The sequence below is a fragment of the Ramlibacter montanisoli genome (genome assembly GCF_013087525.1).
In the GTDB taxonomy this organism is placed as follows: Bacteria; Pseudomonadota; Gammaproteobacteria; order Burkholderiales; family Burkholderiaceae_C; genus Ramlibacter; species Ramlibacter montanisoli.
On the sequence record NZ_JABFCS010000001.1, the window covers coordinates 2120306 to 2137317 of the forward strand.

Here is a 17012-nt window from a genome sequence, read left to right on the forward strand (position 1 = left end):
TCAGGTGCCGAAATACTCTTCGTACTTCTTCTTGATGTTGTCCGGCTGCAGCTGCGCCGGGTCGGAGTTCAGCAGCTTGATCTGCGACAGCGGCATGCGGCCCGCCTTCTCCTTCACCTCGGGGTGGAAGGAGCGCAGCCCGCCGACGTCGCTATTGAGCTGCTGCGCCTCGTGCGTGAACATGAAGTGGTAGAACAGGCGCGCCGCGTTCGGGTTGGGCGCGTTCTTCAGCAGCGCCGCGTTGCCGATCACGATCGGCGTGCCTTCGGTGGCGTACACCGGCTCGATCGGCACGCCGCTTTCCTTGAGCACGAACACGTTGTATTCGTTGCCGTCGGCCATGACGGGCCGCTCGCCCTGCGCCAGCTTCTTGGGCGGCTCGGTGGACGACTGCACCTGCATCACCTTCTGCTTGCCCAGCTTCTCGAAGTAGCTCCAGCCCAGGGGCGACTGGCTCAGGGCCTGGGTGCCGGTCATGATGGTGCCGCTGTAGCCCGGGTGCGCCTTCACCAGCTTGCCCTGCCACTTGGGATCCAGCAGGTCGGCGTGCGACTTGGGCGCCTGCTCCTTGGGCACCAGCTTGGTGTTGTAGGCGATCACCGAGAGGTGGGCGCGGTAGGCGGCGTAGGTGCCGTCGGCGTCCTTGTATTCCTTGGGCCAGTGCTTCGCCACTTCACTGGGCACCGCCGGCTGCAGCCAGCCCTGCTTCTTGAAGTGCACGAAGTGCACCGCGTCCGAGGTCTCGATGACGTCGGCCGCGTGGATCTTGCTGCCGTATTCCTGGTTGATGCGCTGGAACAGGCGCTCGGCGCCGGAGCGCTCCACCTGCACCTTGATGCCGGGGTACTTGGCCTCGAAGGCGCGCGCGAGCTTCTCGGCGACCTGCACGTCGGTGGCCGAGTACCACACGATCTTGCCTTCCTTCTGCGCGGCGGCCACCAGCTGCGGCGTCGCGTCGTAGGGGGCGGGAGCTTGGGAATGGGCCACACCCGAGGCGAGTGCGGCCACGAGCGCCAGGACGGCGGCGGCGGGCTGGGCTGACATGTTGTCTCCTTGACGCGGTTTCGCTGCGAACCGCTGCGGGGAGATACTGAACGCGCTTTCCTGAAGTGTCAACAGTTCAGACCATAACGTCGACACTGATGGGGAAGTCTCAAACCATGTCTTGCGGCCGCACCCACTGGTCGAACTGCTCCCCGGTCAGGTGGCCGGAGGCGACCGCGGCCGCGCGCAGGCTGGTGCCTTCCTTGTGCGCCTTCTTGGCGATGGCCGCCGCCTTGTCGTAGCCGATGTGCGGGTTCAGCGCCGTCACCAGCATCAGCGAGCGGTCCACCAGTTCGGCGATGCGTTCGCGGTTCGGCTCTATGCCCACCGCGCAGTGGTCGTTGAAGCTGCGCATGCCGTCGGCCAGCAGGCGCGCGCTCTGCAGGAAGTTGTGCGCGATCATGGGCCGGAACACGTTCAGCTCGAAGTTGCCGGAGGCGCCGCCGAAGTTGATGGCGACGTCGTTGCCGAACACCTGGCAGCACAGCATGGTCAGCGCCTCGCTCTGCGTCGGGTTGACCTTGCCCGGCATGATCGAGGAGCCCGGCTCGTTCTCCGGGATCGTGAGTTCGCCGATGCCGCTGCGCGGGCCACTGGCCAGCCAGCGGATGTCGTTGGCGATCTTCATCAGGCTGGCCGCCAGCGTCTTGAGCGCGCCATGCGCATGCACCAGCGCATCCGCCGCCGCCATCACCTCGAACTTGTTGTGGGCGGTCACCAGCGGCAGGCCCGTCAGGCGGGCGAGCTCGCCTGCGACCTGCTCCGCATAGCCCTTGGGCGCGTTCAGGCCGGTGCCCACCGCGGTACCGCCCAGTGCCAGCTCGCACAGGTGCGGGATGGCGGCGTGCAGGTGCCGGTCCGCCTGTTCCAGCTGCGCGACGTAGCCGGAGAACTCCTGCCCCAGCGTCAGCGGCGTGGCGTCCTGCAGGTGCGTGCGGCCGATCTTCACGATGTCCCGGAAGGCGTCGGACTTCGCGGCCAGCGTGTCCCTCAGCTGCGCGAGCGCCGGCAGCAGGCGGTTGCGGATCGCATCGACCGCGGCGATGTGCATCGCCGTCGGATAGACGTCGTTGGAAGACTGGCTCTTGTTGACGTCGTCGTTGGGATGCACCTTGCGGCCTTCGCCGCGCGCGCCGCCCAGCAGCTCGCTGGCGCGGTTGGCCAGCACCTCGTTGACGTTCATGTTGGTCTGGGTGCCGGAGCCGGTCTGCCACACCACCAGGGGGAACTCGGCATCGTGCCGGCCGGCAAGCACCTCGTCGGCGGCGGCGACGATGGCGGCCGCCTTCTGCTGGTCCAGCAGGCCGAGGAGGTGGTTCACCACGGCGGACGAGCGCTTGACCTGCGCCAGCGCACGGATGATCTCGCGCGGCTGCCGCTCGCCCGAGATGTCGAAGTTCTGCAGGGAGCGCTGCGTCTGCGCGCCCCACAGCCGGTCGGCGGGCACCTGGATGGGCCCGAAGGTGTCGTGTTCGATGCGCGTGGCCATGCGCGGACCCTAGCAGCTTTGCCCGCGGGCGTGCAGCGATGCCCTTTACTGACGAGCATCAACAGGCGATCCGCGACCGCACTTTTTCGCAGGGATGCGCGATGCGCGCCGGCCGCCCTGTGATCCAATCTCCTGCGCAGAGGCAGATCCCGTGGCATCCCCAGAACCGCACCAGTGCACCCAGGCCAGGACCGGGCGCTCGCTGCGGCGCGCCTGCGCCGTGGCGATCGTGCTTTCCGGCACCGGGTGCGCCGACCTGGAACAGGCAGCGCGCCAGCTTCCGCAGCCGGCCGCCGGCGGCGGCGGGGGCATCCGCGAGCAGCGGGAAATCGAGATGAACCGGCGCTGGCAGGACCAGCCGCTCACGCAGCTGGTCGCGGAACTGGGCAAGCCGATGCTGACCCTGAACATCCCCGGCGGCGGCACCCCACCCGGTTTCGTGGTGGTCTACGGCGAACACGGCTCCAGCGGCTGCATCGACGCCTTCGCCGTGAACTCGGGCGGGGAGCCCCGCATCCGCCTGTACTACTGCCGCTGACCGGCCGGCGCGCCTGCGGTCGCGCTGGCAGCGGCCGCTGCCACAATCGGGCGATGTCCCTGTTGATGCATTTCCTGCGCTCGCTGCTGGCATCCCCGTCGCCGCAGCCAGTCACCGGGCCCGCCATCGCACCGCCGCAACTGCCTCCGCCGGCCGATCGGCCCGCTCCCAGGGCCGCATCGGACGAGCCGCCGGCCTGGCGGCTGCTGGAGGCACAGGCCGGCGTGCAGGACCTCGATTACGGCGACCACGCGCGTCCCGGCATCCAGCACCTGTTCGGGCACCAGCCCCGCCGCATCCTGGACATCGGCTGCGCCTCGGGTGCCGTCGGCGCCGGGCTGAAGGCGTCGGATCCCGGCCTGTGGGTGTGGGGCTGCGAGCTGAACGAACGGGCGGCGCGCGTGGCCGCCACGCGCCTGGACCACGTCACCCCCGTCGCGCGTGCGCAGTGGCCCGAGTCCGACCGGGCACTGCTGAAGTCCGTGGACACCGTGCTGCTGCTCGACGTGCTGGAGCACATGTACAACCCCTGGGCGGAACTCGAGTTCCTCTCGGAGCACCTGCCCGACGAAGCGCAGGTGATCGTCAGCCTGCCGCACGTGGGCCACCTTTCGGTCATGACGCAGCTGGCGAAGGGCAGCTTCGACTACCGGCCCACCGGCATCCTGGACGTGACGCACATCCGCTTCTTCACGCTGCCGGGCATGCACGAGATGTTCGACCAGACCGGCTTTGCCGTCGACGAACAGTGGGTCCTGAGCAGCTCGCGCAACATCGCGATCGAGAGTTTCCCGACGCAGGTGCAGGCCGGCGAGCTGAAGCTGACCGTGGAAAGCGCCGAGGAGTGGGAACGGCTCAACGTCATCCAGTACGGCTTCCGGCTGTCGAAGAAGCGGGGGTCTCGCGTGGCTGCGGCAGACGACACGCCGGCCTGGCGGCTGCTCGCGGCGCAGGCCGGGGTACAGGAACATGACTATGGCGAGGGGAGCGGCTCGGCGTGCGCGAGCTGTTCGGCCACGCACCGCGCCGCGTGCTGGACATCGGTTGCGCCGCCGGCGCCATCGGCGCCGGCATGAAGCGATCCATGCCGGGGCTGTGGGTGTGGGGCTGCGAGCTGAACGAGCGCGCGGCCAGCGTGGCCGCCGGCCGGCTGGACCACGTCACCACGTTGCCGCGCGAGCAATGGAGCGCCGCGGACCGGGAGCGGGTTGCCGGCGTCGACACCGTGCTGCTGCTCGACGTGCTGGAGCACATGTACAACCCCTGGGCCGAACTGCAATTCCTCTCGGCGAACCTGCCGCCGGACGCGCAGGTGATCGTCAGCCTGCCCAACGTCGGCTACCTGTGGGTCATCGAAGCCCTTTCGCGCGGCGTCTTCCAGTACCTGCCGGCCGGCGTGCTCGATGTCACGCACATCCGCTTCTTCACCCTGGACACCATGCGATCCATGTTCGAGGAGACCGGCTTCGAGGTGGAGGCGATCGCCGTCCTGGGCAGCTCGGGCGAGCAGATGGAACGCTTCCCCGCGCCGGTCGCGTGCGGCAAGCTGCTGCTGACGGTGGAGAGCGCCGAGGAATGGACGCAGCTCAATGCCACCCAGTTCGGCTTCCGCCTGCGCCCGAGGCGGCGCGGGCCTCACGCCGTGTAGCAGTCGGCGGGGCTCAGCCTCCGCCGCGCCGCGCCGGCCCGCCCTGTTCCAGCGTGACCGTCGGGATGTCGTCGGCATGGGCGATCACCTGTCGCTGCGGCAGGTAGTGCAGCAGCAGGTCCGTCTCCCTCTTCACCACGCGGTAGCACTCGCAACTGAGGGATTCGAGGCGTGCGCGGTCCATCACCCTGATCATTCCCCGTTCATAGGAGATCACCCCGAGGTGTTCCAGCTTCGAGGCGGCGACCGTCACGCCCGGCCGGCGGACCCCGAGCATGTTGGCGATGAATTCCTGGGTCATCGTCAGCCGGTTGTGCGACAGCCGATCCATGGAAAGAAGCAGCCATCGGCAAAGCTGCTGGTCGATCGTGTGGTGCCGGTTGCACACGGCGGTCTGGGCCACCTGCGTGATGAGTGCCTGCGTGTAGCGCAGCATCAGCAGCAGCACTCTCCATGCCGGTTGAATTCATCCTTCACCCGCGGCCTCGGCAGGCGGTAGGCATGGCCCGCGCTTTGCACGATGGAGCGGCTGGGCGTGCCCTCCCCTCCCATGTACAAGGTGATGCCCAGCAAGCCCTCGTTTCCCACGACCGAGATCGCCGTGGAGGCACCGTTTTCCATCAGGTACTGCATGGAGATGATGGAGTCGGTCGGGAAATAGACGTGTCGCATGGGCCGCCCCGCCTCGTACATCAAGGCGCGCAACGGCAGTTCGGCAAGCTCCAGGTGCGGGAAGAGGCGCCCCTGGACCTCGGGGGACAAGGCGGCGAGCAGGTGGTTCTGCCTGGGTTCCGGAGGGGGAGCGGCATGGGGAGATCCCTTGCGGCCGGCAGGTGGTTGCGCCATGTCCGCAGTCTAGATGCAGGCGGCGCTTGCCGGGGAGTGTAAGAAGGTGCTCAGCAGCGTTTGGGATAATGGACCCGGACCCTCCTTCACCCTTCCACACCATGCCCACCACGATCAAAGCCGCCGACCTGATCGAATCCGTCGCCGCGGCGCTGCAGTACATCAGCTACTACCACCCCGCCGACTACATCGCGCACCTTTCGCGCGCCTATGAGCGCGAGCAGAGCGCCGCTGCCAAGGACGCGATCGCGCAGATCCTGACCAACAGCAAGATGAGCGCGATGGGCCACCGGCCGATCTGCCAGGACACCGGCATCGTCAACGTGTTCCTCAAGATCGGCATGGACTGCCGCCTCGAAGGCTTCACCGGCAGCCTGGAGGACGCGGTCAACGAAGGCGTGCGCCGCGGCTACCTGCACCCGGACAACACGCTGCGCGCCTCGGTGGTCGCCGATCCGCAGTTCGAGCGCAAGAACACCAAGGACAACACGCCGGCGGTGGTGAACGTCGAACTGGTTCCGGGCAACAAGGTGGACGTGACCGTCGCGGCCAAGGGCGGCGGCAGCGAGAACAAGAGCAAGATGGTGATGCTCAACCCGAGCGATTCCATCGTCGACTGGGTGCTCAAGACCGTGCCCACCATGGGCGCCGGCTGGTGCCCGCCCGGCATGCTGGGCATCGGCATCGGCGGCACCGCGGAAAAGGCGGTGCTGCTGGCCAAGGAAGCGCTGATGGAAGACATCGACATGTACGAGCTGCAGGCGAAGTCCGCGCGCGGCGAGAAGCTGTCGAAGCTGGAAGAGATGCGCCTGGAGCTGTTCGAGAAGGTCAACGCGCTGGGCATAGGCGCGCAGGGCCTGGGCGGGCTGACCACCGTGCTGGACATCAAGATCAAGATGTTCCCCTGCCACGCGGCGGGCAAGCCGGTCGCCATGATCCCCAACTGCGCGGCCACCCGCCATGCGCACTTCGAGCTGGACGGCTCCGGCCCGGCCTACATCGATCCGCCGAGCCTGGACCTGTGGCCCAAGATCGACTGGGCGCCCGACACCCAGAAGAGCAAGCGCGTCGACCTGAACACGCTGACCAGGGAAGAGATCGCCACCTGGAAGGCCGGCCAGACGCTGCTGCTCAACGGCAGGATGCTCACCGGCCGCGACGCCGCGCACAAGCGCATCCAGGACATGCTGGCCAAGGGCGAGAAGCTGCCGGTGGACTTCACCAACCGCGTCATCTACTACGTGGGCCCGGTCGACCCGGTGCGCGACGAAGTGGTGGGACCGGCCGGCCCGACGACCTCCACCCGCATGGACAAGTTCACCGACATGATGCTGGCGCAGACCGGGCTGATCGGCATGATCGGCAAGTCCGAGCGCGGCCCGGAAGCCATCGAGTCGATCCGCAAGCACAAGGCGGCCTACCTGATGGCCGTGGGCGGCGCGGCCTACCTGGTGTCCAAGGCCATCAAGAAGTCGAAGGTGCTGGGCTTCGAAGACCTCGGAATGGAAGCGATCTACGAGTTCGACGTGGTCGACATGCCCGTCACGGTCGCGGTGGATTCCAGCGGCACCAGCGTCCACACCACCGGCCCGGCCGAGTGGAGCAGGAAGATCGCGACCGGCGAGTTCAAGAAGATTCCTGTCGCGGCGGCCTGAAGCTGTCTGGCAAGGCGGGGCTCCCGTCCCGGTAGAGTCACGGGCATGGACCGTGACCGCCCCATCGGCGTATTCGACAGCGGCGTCGGCGGGCTCAGCATCCTGCGGGCCCTGCGCGCCGAGCTTCCCGGCGAGGACTTCGTCTATTTCTCCGACGCGGGGCATGCGCCCTATGGCGAGAAGGGCGAGGAGTTCGTGTCCAACCGCTCGCTCGCCATCGCGGTGGACCTGCTGGAGCAGCACCGAATCAAGGGCCTGGTGATCGCCTGCAACACGGCCACCGCCGCGGCGGTGCACCTGGTGCGCGCGAGGCACACCCACCTTCCCGTGGTCGGCGTCGAGCCGGCCCTGAAGCCGGCCGCGGCCCTGACGAGGACCGGCCACGTCGCCGTGCTCGCCACCCGCGGCACCCTGTCCAGCGCCAAGTTCAAGGCCCTGCAGGAATCCTTGAAGGACCAGGCGGAGTTCGTGCTGGTGCCCTGCGACGGCCTGGCGGCGGCCATCGAGGCGCACGACGAGCCGCGCATCCGCGAGCTGTGCCGGCGCTACACCCGCGAGGCCTGCTGCTTCGGCACCGGCCCGGGCGAGATCGACACCCTGGTCATGGGCTGCACCCACTACCCCTTCGCGGCGGACGTCTTTCGCGAGCTGCTCGGCCCGGACGTGCAGCTGGTGGAGACCGGGCAGCCGGTGGCGCGCCAGACGCGCCGGCTGCTGGAAGCGCAGGACCTGCTCAATCCCGCCGGCAGCGGCCGCGTGCAGTGGCACACCACGGGGTCCGCGCAGGAGCTGCAGCAGGCCGCCTCACGCTGGCTGGGCCTGTAGCGCCGCCGCGCGCCCGCGCTGCACGTCGATCTTCGTCAGCAGCACCAGCCCCACCACGAACATCGCCGCCGTCGAGAGGATCGCCAGCCGCTGGTTGCCGCCGGTGGCCCAGGTGATGGCGCCGTAGGTGAGCGGCCCCACGATGCTGGAGAGCCGCACCGCGAAGGTCCACAGCCCGTAGAACTCGGCGAGCTGCCGCTGCGGCGCGAACATGCCCGCCATCGCGCGGCCGGCCGACTGGCTGGACCCCATGCACAGGCCCGCGATCGCCGCGGCCCACCAGAACTGGCCCTTGGTCGCGGACAGCGCCGCGATGACGCAGGTGAGGATCCAGCCCACCAGCGTGCTGCCCAGCGCGATCTTGTGGCCGATGCGGTCCTGCAGGTAGCCCCAGGCGAAGGCGCCGGCGGCGGCCGCGAGGTTCAGCACGAAGATCAGCACCATGGTTTCCTGCGGCTGGAAGCCGATCACGGTCTCCGCGTAGATCGCCGCCAGCGTGATGGCCACCGCCACGCCGCCCTGGTAGAACACCGCGCAGGCCAGCAGCCACATGAAGTCGCGGTAGCGCCGCGCGTCCGCGAAGGTGCGCTTCAGGCGGTGCAGCGAAGCCGCGAAGCCGCCTTCCTGCAGCGCGCGCGGGTTCGGCTGCGCGCGCTCGCGCAAGAGGCGGAAGGTCACCAGCGAAGCCGCGCCGTACAGCACGGCGGTGATCAGCATCGTCACCGGCACGAAGTCGGACGCGGGGATCTTCTGCCCCTGCGCCCACAGCACGTAGCCCAGGCAGATGCCCAGGGCCAGCATGCCGCCGAAGTAGCCGAAGCCCCAGCCCCAGCCGCTGACCTTGCCCAGCGAGTCGGGATGCGCGAGCTCCGGCAGGAAGGCCGCCGTCAGCGACTCGCCATAGCTGTAGAACACGTTGGACACGATGATCAGCAGCATCGCCATCGCCACCGCGCCCGGCTTGGCGAGCGCCAGGGCGGCGGTCCCGAGCACGCAGCCCGCGGTGACGATCATCAGCAGCCGCTTCTTGGCCGCCCGCAGGTCCGCATAGGCACCGATGCTGGGCATCGTGAGCATCACGATCGCGTAGGAGATGCTCAGGGCCAGCGTCCAGGCGAAGGTGGCCCATTCCGCCTTCTGTGCGATGCCGCCCACGAAATAGGCCGCGAAAACGGCGGTGATCACCACCGTGGTGTAGCCGGAGTTCGCGAAGTCGTACATCGCCCAGCCGAACACCTCGCGCTTGCGCACGCCGGGATTCAGCGCGTCCTGGGAAAACAGGGCCATGGGCACCTCCTGGGGCGCAGAGCATAGCCGAGCCGTGCGCGCAGCGAGCGACCTTGATCTGCCTCATGGCGCCGTCCACCCACGCGCCAATACTGTGCGAAGCCGTACCGGCCTCGCCCGGCGACAGGAGACAACGATGCCGCAAGCGTCCGCCCCGCCCACGCTCGACACCATCGCGTACGCCGACGCCTGGACGCTGCCCGCGCTGTTCGAGCGCCGGTACCAGCGCTCTCCCCAGGCCGAGGCCTACCGCCAGTTCCAGCCGGCGATGGGCAGCTGGCGCAGCTACACCTGGGGCGACCTGCACGCGCTGGTGCGGCGCTGGCGCGGCGCCTTCGTCGTCCGCGAGGCGCTGCCGGCGGGCGCCCGCGTGGCCGTGATGCTGCGCAACAGCGTCGAATGGGTCTGCTTCGACCAGGCCGCGCAGTCGCTGGGCCTGGTGGTCGTGCCCCTCTACGCCACGGACAACCCCGAGAACATCGCCTACATCCTGGGCAACTGCGGCGCGCGCGTGCTGCTGGTGGGGGACGCCAGGCAGTGGCAGGCGCTCGCGCCCCACGCCGCGCAACTGCCGCAGCTCTCGCGCGTGCTCCTGTGCGCGTCCGGCACGGCGCCGGAAGCCGGCGACCTGGTGCGCACCGTGGACCAGTGGCTGGCCGGGGTGCACGAGAGCGACGCCCGCGTGGGCGTCGACGCCGACGCGCTCGCCACCATCGTCTACACCTCCGGGACCACGGGCCGGCCCAAGGGCGTGATGCTGTCGCACCGCAACATCCTGTCCAACGTGGACGCCGTGCTGCAGACCGTGCCGGTGTACCGCGAGGACCTGTTCCTGTCCTTCCTGCCGCTGTCGCATGCGCTGGAGCGCACCGTGGGCTACTACGCGCCCATGGCCACGGGCAGCGCGGTCGCCTTCTCGCGCTCGGTGCCGGACCTCCCGGAGGACCTGGTGACCATCCGCCCCACCGTGCTCGTGTCGGTGCCGCGGATCTACGAGCGCATCTACGCGAAGATCCAGCAGGGCCTGGAGGCCAAGGGCGCGCCGGCGCGGCAGCTGTTCGCCTGGGCGGAGACGGCGGGCTGGCACCGCTTCGAGGCCGCGCAGCATCGCGGCGAGCCGCCCGGCCCCGCGGCCGACATGATGTGGCCGGTGCTGCGGCACCTGGTGGCCGACAAGCTGCTGGAGCGGCTGGGCGGGCGCCTCCGCATCGCGGTGTCCGGCGGCGCACCGGTGTCCAAGAAGCTGATGCACTGCTTCATCGGCCTGGGCCTGCCGGTGCTGCAAGGCTACGGATTGACCGAGGCGGCGCCCATCGTCTCGGCCAACCGCCCGGAGGACAACGTGCCCGAGTCGGTCGGCCGTCCGCTGCCGGGCATCGAGGTGAAGCTGGGGCCGGCGGACGAACTGCTGGTGCGCGGCCCGAACGTGATGCAGGGCTACTGGCAGGACCCGGCCAAGACGGCCGAGACGATCGACCCCGAGGGCTGGCTGCACACTGGCGACATCGCCCGCATCGACGAGGGCGGGCACGTCCACATCGTCGGGCGGCTCAAGGACATCCTGGTCACCTCCACGGGCGAGAAGCTGCCGCCGGCGGACCTGGAACTGGCGATCACCGAGGACCCGCTGTTCGAGCAGGTGATGGTGATCGGCGAGGGCCGGCCCTTCGTGGCGGCGCTGGCGGTGCTGAACCGCGACGAGTGGGAGAAGCTGGCCACCACCCTGGAGCTGGACCCGCAGGCGCCGTCCTCGCTGCAGCGGCCGGCGGCGACCGAGGCCGTGCTGCGCCGCATGGCGGAACGGCTGGCGGCCTTCCCCTCCTATGCGCGCGTGCGGCAGGCCTCGCTGACGCTGGAACCCTGGAGCACGGACAACGGGCTGATCACGCCGACCATGAAGCTGCGGCGGCGCCAGCTGGAGGCGCGCTTCGAGCGCGAGATCGAGGGGATGTACGCGCCGCGGTGAAGGCTAGTGCAGGTGCCGCGGCCGGCGCCCGCCGCCATGCCCTCCGCCGCCACCGCCGCTGCCGCGCGGCGGCTTGCCCAGTTCCAGCGAGCTCACCAGCTTGTCGAAGCGCTCGGCGAACAGCTTGTCGATCTCCGCGACCACGCCGTCGAGCTCGTTGGGCTCGAAGTGCCGCTCCATCAGGTTCACCACGTCCTGCACCAGCAGGTCGCGCTGCACCTGCATGATGGCCGCCGGCGTCGGGCCGACGAACAGCATCACGAAGTCGTCGCGCGACTCGGCGTCGGCCTCGGCCTCCTCCTCGTCGAACTCGGCGTCGTAGAAGGTCACCTCGATCGCGGCGCCCTCCTCGGCCAGCTCGTTGAGCGACATGCACATCTCGTCGAGCTGCTGGCGAAAGTCCAGGTCGCCCGCGACCGTCCAGCACATCGTGAGCATGCGCTCGGGGGCGTCGAACTTGATGCCGGGCTCTTCCTCGTAGGCGCTCTCGGCGCCGTCGGCCAGCGACTTGGCGCCGGCATAGGTCCACAGGGGCTTGAGCGCTTCCTGCAGCTGCGCGTAGGTCACCCCGGTGCGAAGCGGCACGTCGCCGTGCACGTGGATCTCGAAGGGGGCATCGTATTGGGACATGGTGCTCTCCGGCCCTATTGTGGACTCGTCCGGCCGGTCGTAAGTTCTTCTGCAGGGATGGCTGGTGCCTCGAGCCGGGATCGAACCGGCACGCTCCGGTCAGGGAGCGGCGGATTTTAAGTCCGCTGTGTCTGCCAATTTCACCATCGAGGCGGCAGTGGCACTGTACGGCATCAACGAAACAGCCCCGGCAACGGCGGTTGGCGGGGCTGGAGGTCTGGAGGCGCGTCCCGGAGTCGAACCGAGCTAAACGGATTTGCAATCCGCTGCATAACCGCTTTGCTAACGCGCCGCACTCTAAGGAAAAAGGGAAGCTTGCGGCTTCCCTTTTCGGATCTGGAGCGGGAGAAGAGTCTCGAACTCTCGACCTCAACCTTGGCAAGGTTGCGCTCTACCAACTGAGCTACTCCCGCGTCGAAGCCGAAATTATAGCGGAGTTTTTGCGGCTCCTGACGAGTTCCTGAAAAAGGTGCCGCACCTGCGCGCGGCACCTTCCGCGGGCTCCTTCAATGCTTCACGGCGACCGGCGTCGCGCCGCCCACCACGGGCGCGGCCGCCTGCGGCTCCTCGTCCGGCAGCGGCGTAGGGTGGCGTTCCAGCGCCACTTCCAGCACCTTGTCGATCCAGCGCACGGGGACGATCTCGAGGTCGTTCTTCACGTTCTCGGGGATGTCCTGCAGGTCCTTGGAGTTCTCCTCCGGGATCAGCACCGTCTTGATGCCGCCGCGCAGGGCCGCCAGCAGCTTTTCCTTCAGGCCGCCGATCGCCGTGACCTCGCCGCGCAGCGTGATCTCGCCGGTCATCGCAACGTCGGCACGCACCGGGATGCCGGTGAGCGCGGACACGATGGCCGTCGTCATCGCCGCGCCGGCCGAAGGACCGTCCTTGGGCGTCGCGCCGTCGGGCACGTGCACGTGGATGTCCTTCTTCTCGAACACGTCGTCCTTGATGCCCAGGGCGCGGGAGCGGCTGCGCACCACGGTGCGCGCGGCTTCCACGGACTCCTTCATCACGTCGCCGAGCGAACCGGTGCGCAGCACGTTGCCCTTGCCGGGCATCAGCGCCGCCTCGATCGTCAGCAGGTCGCCGCCGACTTCGGTCCACGCGAGACCGACCACCTGGCCCACCTGGTTCTGCTGCTCCGCGCGCCCGTAGGTGAACTTGCGCACGCCCAGGAAGTCGTTCAGGTTCTCGGCGTTGACCTTCACCAGCGGCGTCATCTTCTTGAGCTGCAGGCCCTTGACCACCTTGCGGCAGATCTTGGACAGCTCGCGTTCCAGCGAGCGCACGCCGGCTTCCCGGGTGTAGTAGCGCACGATGTCGCGCACGGCCGATTCCTCGACCAGCAAGCTCGGTTTCCTTCACGCCGTTGTTCTTCATCTGCTTGGGCAGCAGGTAGCGCATGGCGATGTTGGTCTTCTCGTCCTCGGTGTAGCCCGAGAGGCGGATGACTTCCATCCGGTCCAGCAGCGCCGGCGGGATGTTCATCGAGTTCGAGGTCGCCACGAACATCACGTCCGACAGGTCGAAATCGACCTCGACGTAGTGGTCGCTGAAGGTGTGGTTCTGCTCGGGGTCCAGCACCTCCAGCAGTGCCGAGGCCGGGTCGCCTCGGAAGTCCTGTCCCAGCTTGTCGATCTCGTCGAGCAGGAACAGCGGGTTGCGCGTGCCGACCTTGGACAGCGACTGCAGCACCTTGCCCGGCATGGCGCCGATGTAGGTGCGGCGGTGGCCGCGGATCTCCGCCTCGTCGCGCATGCCGCCCAGGGCCTGGCGCACGTACTTGCGGCCGGTCGCCTTGGCGATCGACTGCCCCAGCGAGGTCTTGCCGACGCCCGGGGGCCGACCAGGCACAGGATGGGCGCCTTGACCTTGTCCACGCGCTGCTGCACCGCGAGGTATTCCAGGATGCGGTCCTTGACCTTCTCCAGGCCCCAGTGGTCCTCGTTCAGCACGTCTTCCGCGTACTGCAGGTCGTGCTTGATCTTGGTCTTCTTGGCCCAGGGCAGGCCGGTGAGCACGTCGATGTAGTTGCGCACCACGGTCGCTTCCGCGGACATGGGCGACATCAGCTTGAGCTTCTTGAGTTCCGCGTCCGCCTTCTTCTTGGCGTCCTTGGGCATCTTGGCCAGCTTGATCTTCTTCTCGATCTCCTCGATGTCGGCACCTTCCTCGCCTTCACCGAGTTCCTTCTGGATGGCCTTGACCTGCTCGTTCAGGTAGAAGTCGCGCTGGTTCTTTTCCATCTGGCGCTTCACGCGGCCGCGGATGCGCTTGTCGACGTTGAGGATCTCGACCTCGCGCTCGATCTGCTCGAACAGGTTCTCCAGGCGCTCCTTGACCTCGGCCAGGTCCAGGACCACCTGCTTGTTGTCCAGCTTCAGCGGCAGGTGCGCGGCGATCGTGTCCGCGAGGCGCCCCGGGTCGTCGATCGAGGCGATCGAGGTCAGGATCTCCGGCGGGATCTTCTTGTTCAGCTTGACGTACTGGTCGAACTGCTGGAGCACGGCCCGGCGCAGCGCCTCGATTTCGGGCGACTTGCCGTCTTCGGCCGTGTTCTCCACCGGCACGACCGTGGCGGTGAAGTGGGCGTTGCCGTCGGTGATCTTGGCGACGCGGGCGCGCTGCTGGCCTTCGACCAGCACCTTTACGGTGCCGTCAGGCAGCTTGAGCATCTGCAGTATTGTGGAGATGCAGCCGACCTCGAACATGTCGGCGACCGAAGGCTCGTCCTTGGCGGCGGCTTTCTGGGCCACCAGCATGATGCGGCGCTCGGCCTCCATCGCGGCTTCCAGGGCCTTGATGCTCTTGGGCCGGCCCACGAACAGGGGGATGACCATGTGGGGAACACCACCACGTCGCGCAGGGGCAGCAGCGGCAGGTCCATCGGGTCAGCAGGCAGGGGCGTGTGTCCGGACATGGAGATCCTTATAGTGACTCAACGGAATATGGCTGGCAAAAGTCCATTTTCAACCCGGCCGCACCCTTGCGGGGTCGGACCAGGGCCAATGGCACCAAAAAATGAGGGGGACAGGAGGGTCGGCCGTTGCGGCCTGAAGGGGGAAGTTCCTGTTCCCGGGTCATCAGGCCTTCTTCGCCGCCTCGCGGTACACGAGCAGCGGTGGCTTGCTTTCCTCGATGGTGTTCTCGTCGACCACCACCTTCTCCACGTTACTGATGTTCGGAAGTTCGAACATCGTGTCGATCAGTGACTGTTCCAGGATCGAGCGCAGGCCGCGGGCGCCGGTCTTGCGGTTCAGCGCCTTGCGGGCGATCGCCTTCAGCGCGCTGGGCCGCACCTCCAGCTCCACGCCTTCCATGGCCAGCAGCTTGGCGTACTGCTTGACCATCGCGTTCTTGGGCTCGGTGAGGATCTGCACCAGCGCGTCCTCGGACAGCTCCGCCAGCGTGGCGACCACCGGCAGGCGGCCGACCAGCTCGGGGATCAGGCCGAACTTGATCAGGTCTTCCGGCTCGACCTCGCGGAACATGTCCGACAGGGTGCGGTCCTTCTTGCTGCGCACGTTGGCGCCGAAGCCGATGCCGGAGGCTTCCGTGCGCTGCTCGATCACCTTCTCCAGGCCGGAGAAGGCGCCGCCGCAGATGAACAGGATGTTGGTCGTGTCGATCTGCAGGAAGTCCTGGTTCGGGTGCTTGCGCCCGCCCTGCGGCGGCACGCTGGCCATGGTGCCTTCGATCAGCTTGAGCAGCGCCTGCTGCACGCCCTCGCCCGACACGTCGCGGGTGATCGACGGGTTGTCCGACTTGCGCGAGATCTTGTCGATCTCGTCGATGTAGACGATGCCGCGCTGCGCCCGCTCCACCTCGTAGTTGCAGTTCTGCAGCAGCTTCTGGATGATGTTCTCGACGTCCTCGCCGACGTAGCCGGCTTCCGTCAGCGTGGTGGCGTCGGCCATCACGAAGGGCACGTCCAGCATGCGCGCCAGGGTCTGCGCCAGCAGCGTCTTGCCGGAGCCGGTGGGACCGATCAGGAGGATGTTGCTCTTGGTGAGCTCGACGTCGTCCTTCTTGGCCTTTTCCTTGTGGCGCAGGCGCTTGTAGTGGTTGTACACGGCCACCGACAGGGCGCGCTTGGCGGCTTCCTGGCCGATGACGTAGTTGTCCAGGTTGGACTTGATCTCCAGCGGCGTGGGCAGGTCGCCGCGCGACTCGCGCTGGTCGTCACCCGCGGGCAGCTCGTCCCGGATGATTTCGTTGCACAGGTCGATGCACTCGTCGCAGATGAAGACCGACGGTCCTGCGATGAGTTTCTTGACCTCGTGCTGGCTCTTCCCGCAGAACGAGCAGTAAAGCGTTTTCTCGCTGGAAGAACCTTTTCGGTCGGCCATGGGTCCGTGCCTTCGTAACTGGATTCAATGATAACCATACAACAAACGGCGCCCCGGTTTCCCGGAGGCGCCGTCGTTGCCGTTCTGCAACCGAGGGGGCGGGATTTACGGTCTTTTTGCAATGACCTGGTCCACGAGGCCGTAGGCCCTGGCCTCTTCGGCCTCCAGGAAGTAGTCGCGATCGGTGTCGCGCTCGATCTTTTCCAGGGGCTGGCCGGTGCGTTCCGCCAGGATCTTGTTCAACTGCGCCTTGGTCTTGAGGATGTCGCGCGCGTGGATCTCGATGTCCGTCGCCTGGCCCTGCATGCCGCCCAAGGGCTGGTGGATCATGATCTTGGAGTTGGGCAGCGCGAAGCGCTTGCCCTTCTCGCCCGCCGCCAGCAGGAAGGCGCCCATGGAGGCCGCCATGCCGGTGCACAGGGTGGACACCGACGGCTTGATGAAGTTCATCGTGTCGTAGATCGCCATGCCGGCGCTGACGCTGCCGCCCGGGGAGTTGATGTAGAGCGAGATGTCCTTGTCCGGGTTCTCGGACTCCAGGAACAGCAGCTGCGCGACGACCAGGTTGGCGGTCTGGTCGTTCACCGGGCCCACCAGGAAGATCACGCGCTCGCGCAGCAGGCGCGAATAGATGTCGTACGACCGCTCGCCGCGGCCGGACTGCTCGATGACCATGGGGATCAGGCCCAGGCCCTGGGTTTCAAGTGCGCTCATGGGGGAATGTGCTCCGAAAGA

The 17012-nt window shown here is 67.7% G+C and carries 12 protein-coding genes, 3 tRNA genes and 2 pseudogenes; 6 read left to right on the top strand and 11 right to left on the bottom strand.

Annotation, left to right across the window (positions count from 1 at the left end):
* Together HK415_RS10505 and fumC are read right to left on the bottom strand one after the other, a co-directional pair.
* Positions 1-1044 (bottom strand): ABC transporter substrate-binding protein, encoded by a 1044-nt coding sequence (locus HK415_RS10505; protein WP_171558762.1) that lies wholly within the window; start codon positions 1042-1044, stop codon positions 1-3.
* A 109-nt stretch (positions 1045-1153) separates the two neighbouring features.
* Complete coding sequence (gene fumC, locus HK415_RS10510) at positions 1154-2533, bottom strand: class II fumarate hydratase (RefSeq protein ID WP_171558764.1); 1380 nt, start codon at positions 2531-2533, stop codon at positions 1154-1156.
* Positions 2534-2684: 151 nt separating this feature from the next.
* Between fumC and HK415_RS10515 the strand changes: the two genes are divergently transcribed.
* The 3 genes from HK415_RS10515 to HK415_RS10525 are packed head-to-tail and all read left to right on the top strand — an operon-like array spanning position 2685 to position 4719.
* Positions 2685-3071 (top strand): hypothetical protein, encoded by a 387-nt coding sequence (locus HK415_RS10515; protein ID WP_171558767.1) that lies wholly within the window; start codon positions 2685-2687, stop codon positions 3069-3071.
* Between the two features lie 53 nt (positions 3072-3124).
* Entirely contained in the window at positions 3125-4147 is a 1023-nt protein-coding gene (locus HK415_RS10520) for a class I SAM-dependent methyltransferase (RefSeq protein WP_171558769.1), read from the top strand.
* On the top strand, positions 4069-4719 hold the full coding sequence (locus HK415_RS10525) for a methyltransferase domain-containing protein (RefSeq protein WP_171558772.1): 651 nt from the start codon (positions 4069-4071) through the stop codon (positions 4717-4719). Before HK415_RS10520 ends, HK415_RS10525 begins: the two co-directional genes overlap by 79 nt.
* A 13-nt stretch (positions 4720-4732) precedes the next feature.
* Here the strand turns inward: HK415_RS10525 and HK415_RS10530 are convergent.
* Positions 4733-5565, bottom strand: a pseudogene (locus tag HK415_RS10530) (Crp/Fnr family transcriptional regulator).
* 101 nt (positions 5566-5666) lie between these two features.
* On the opposite strand from HK415_RS10530, the gene HK415_RS10535 reads away from it, so the two are divergent.
* Both HK415_RS10535 and murI read left to right on the top strand, forming a co-directional pair.
* The gene (locus HK415_RS10535; protein WP_171558775.1) at positions 5667-7220 is read left to right on the top strand and encodes a fumarate hydratase; all 1554 of its coding nucleotides are present in this window, start codon (positions 5667-5669) and stop codon (positions 7218-7220) included.
* A 45-nt stretch (positions 7221-7265) separates the two neighbouring features.
* A complete protein-coding gene (murI, locus tag HK415_RS10540; RefSeq protein WP_171558778.1) occupies positions 7266-8045 on the top strand; it encodes a glutamate racemase in 780 nt (259 codons plus the stop codon).
* Here the strand turns inward: murI and HK415_RS10545 are convergent.
* Positions 8025-9332, bottom strand: coding sequence for an MFS transporter (locus tag HK415_RS10545; protein WP_171558779.1), 1308 nt, complete (start codon positions 9330-9332; stop codon positions 8025-8027). The two genes, murI and HK415_RS10545, sit on opposite strands and share 21 nt — an antisense overlap.
* Before the next feature lie 136 nt (positions 9333-9468).
* On the opposite strand from HK415_RS10545, the gene HK415_RS10550 reads away from it, so the two are divergent.
* A complete protein-coding gene (locus HK415_RS10550) occupies positions 9469-11298 on the top strand; it encodes an AMP-dependent synthetase/ligase (protein WP_171558781.1) in 1830 nt (609 codons plus the stop codon).
* Positions 11299-11301: 3 nt separating this feature from the next.
* Here the strand turns inward: HK415_RS10550 and HK415_RS10555 are convergent, their stop codons facing one another.
* The 7 genes and pseudogenes from HK415_RS10555 to clpP form a co-directional block, all read right to left on the bottom strand.
* The gene (locus HK415_RS10555; RefSeq protein WP_171558784.1) at positions 11302-11928 is read right to left on the bottom strand and encodes a DUF6806 family protein; all 627 of its coding nucleotides are present in this window, start codon (positions 11926-11928) and stop codon (positions 11302-11304) included.
* 62 nt (positions 11929-11990) lie between these two features.
* Positions 11991-12081 (bottom strand) — tRNA-Leu (locus HK415_RS10560).
* A 65-nt stretch (positions 12082-12146) separates the two neighbouring features.
* Positions 12147-12220: transfer RNA gene (locus tag HK415_RS10565), tRNA-Cys, on the bottom strand.
* Between the two features lie 45 nt (positions 12221-12265).
* A tRNA-Gly gene (locus HK415_RS10570) sits at positions 12266-12341 on the bottom strand.
* A gap of 93 nt (positions 12342-12434) precedes the next feature.
* Positions 12435-14848, bottom strand: a pseudogene (lon, locus tag HK415_RS10575) (endopeptidase La).
* 163 nt (positions 14849-15011) lie between these two features.
* On the bottom strand, positions 15012-16277 hold the full coding sequence (gene clpX / locus HK415_RS10580; protein ID WP_171558786.1) for an ATP-dependent Clp protease ATP-binding subunit ClpX: 1266 nt from the start codon (positions 16275-16277) through the stop codon (positions 15012-15014).
* Between the two features lie 105 nt (positions 16278-16382).
* Positions 16383-16991, bottom strand: coding sequence for an ATP-dependent Clp endopeptidase proteolytic subunit ClpP (gene clpP, locus HK415_RS10585; RefSeq protein ID WP_171558789.1), 609 nt, complete (start codon positions 16989-16991; stop codon positions 16383-16385).
* Between the last annotated feature and the right edge of the window lie 21 nt (positions 16992-17012).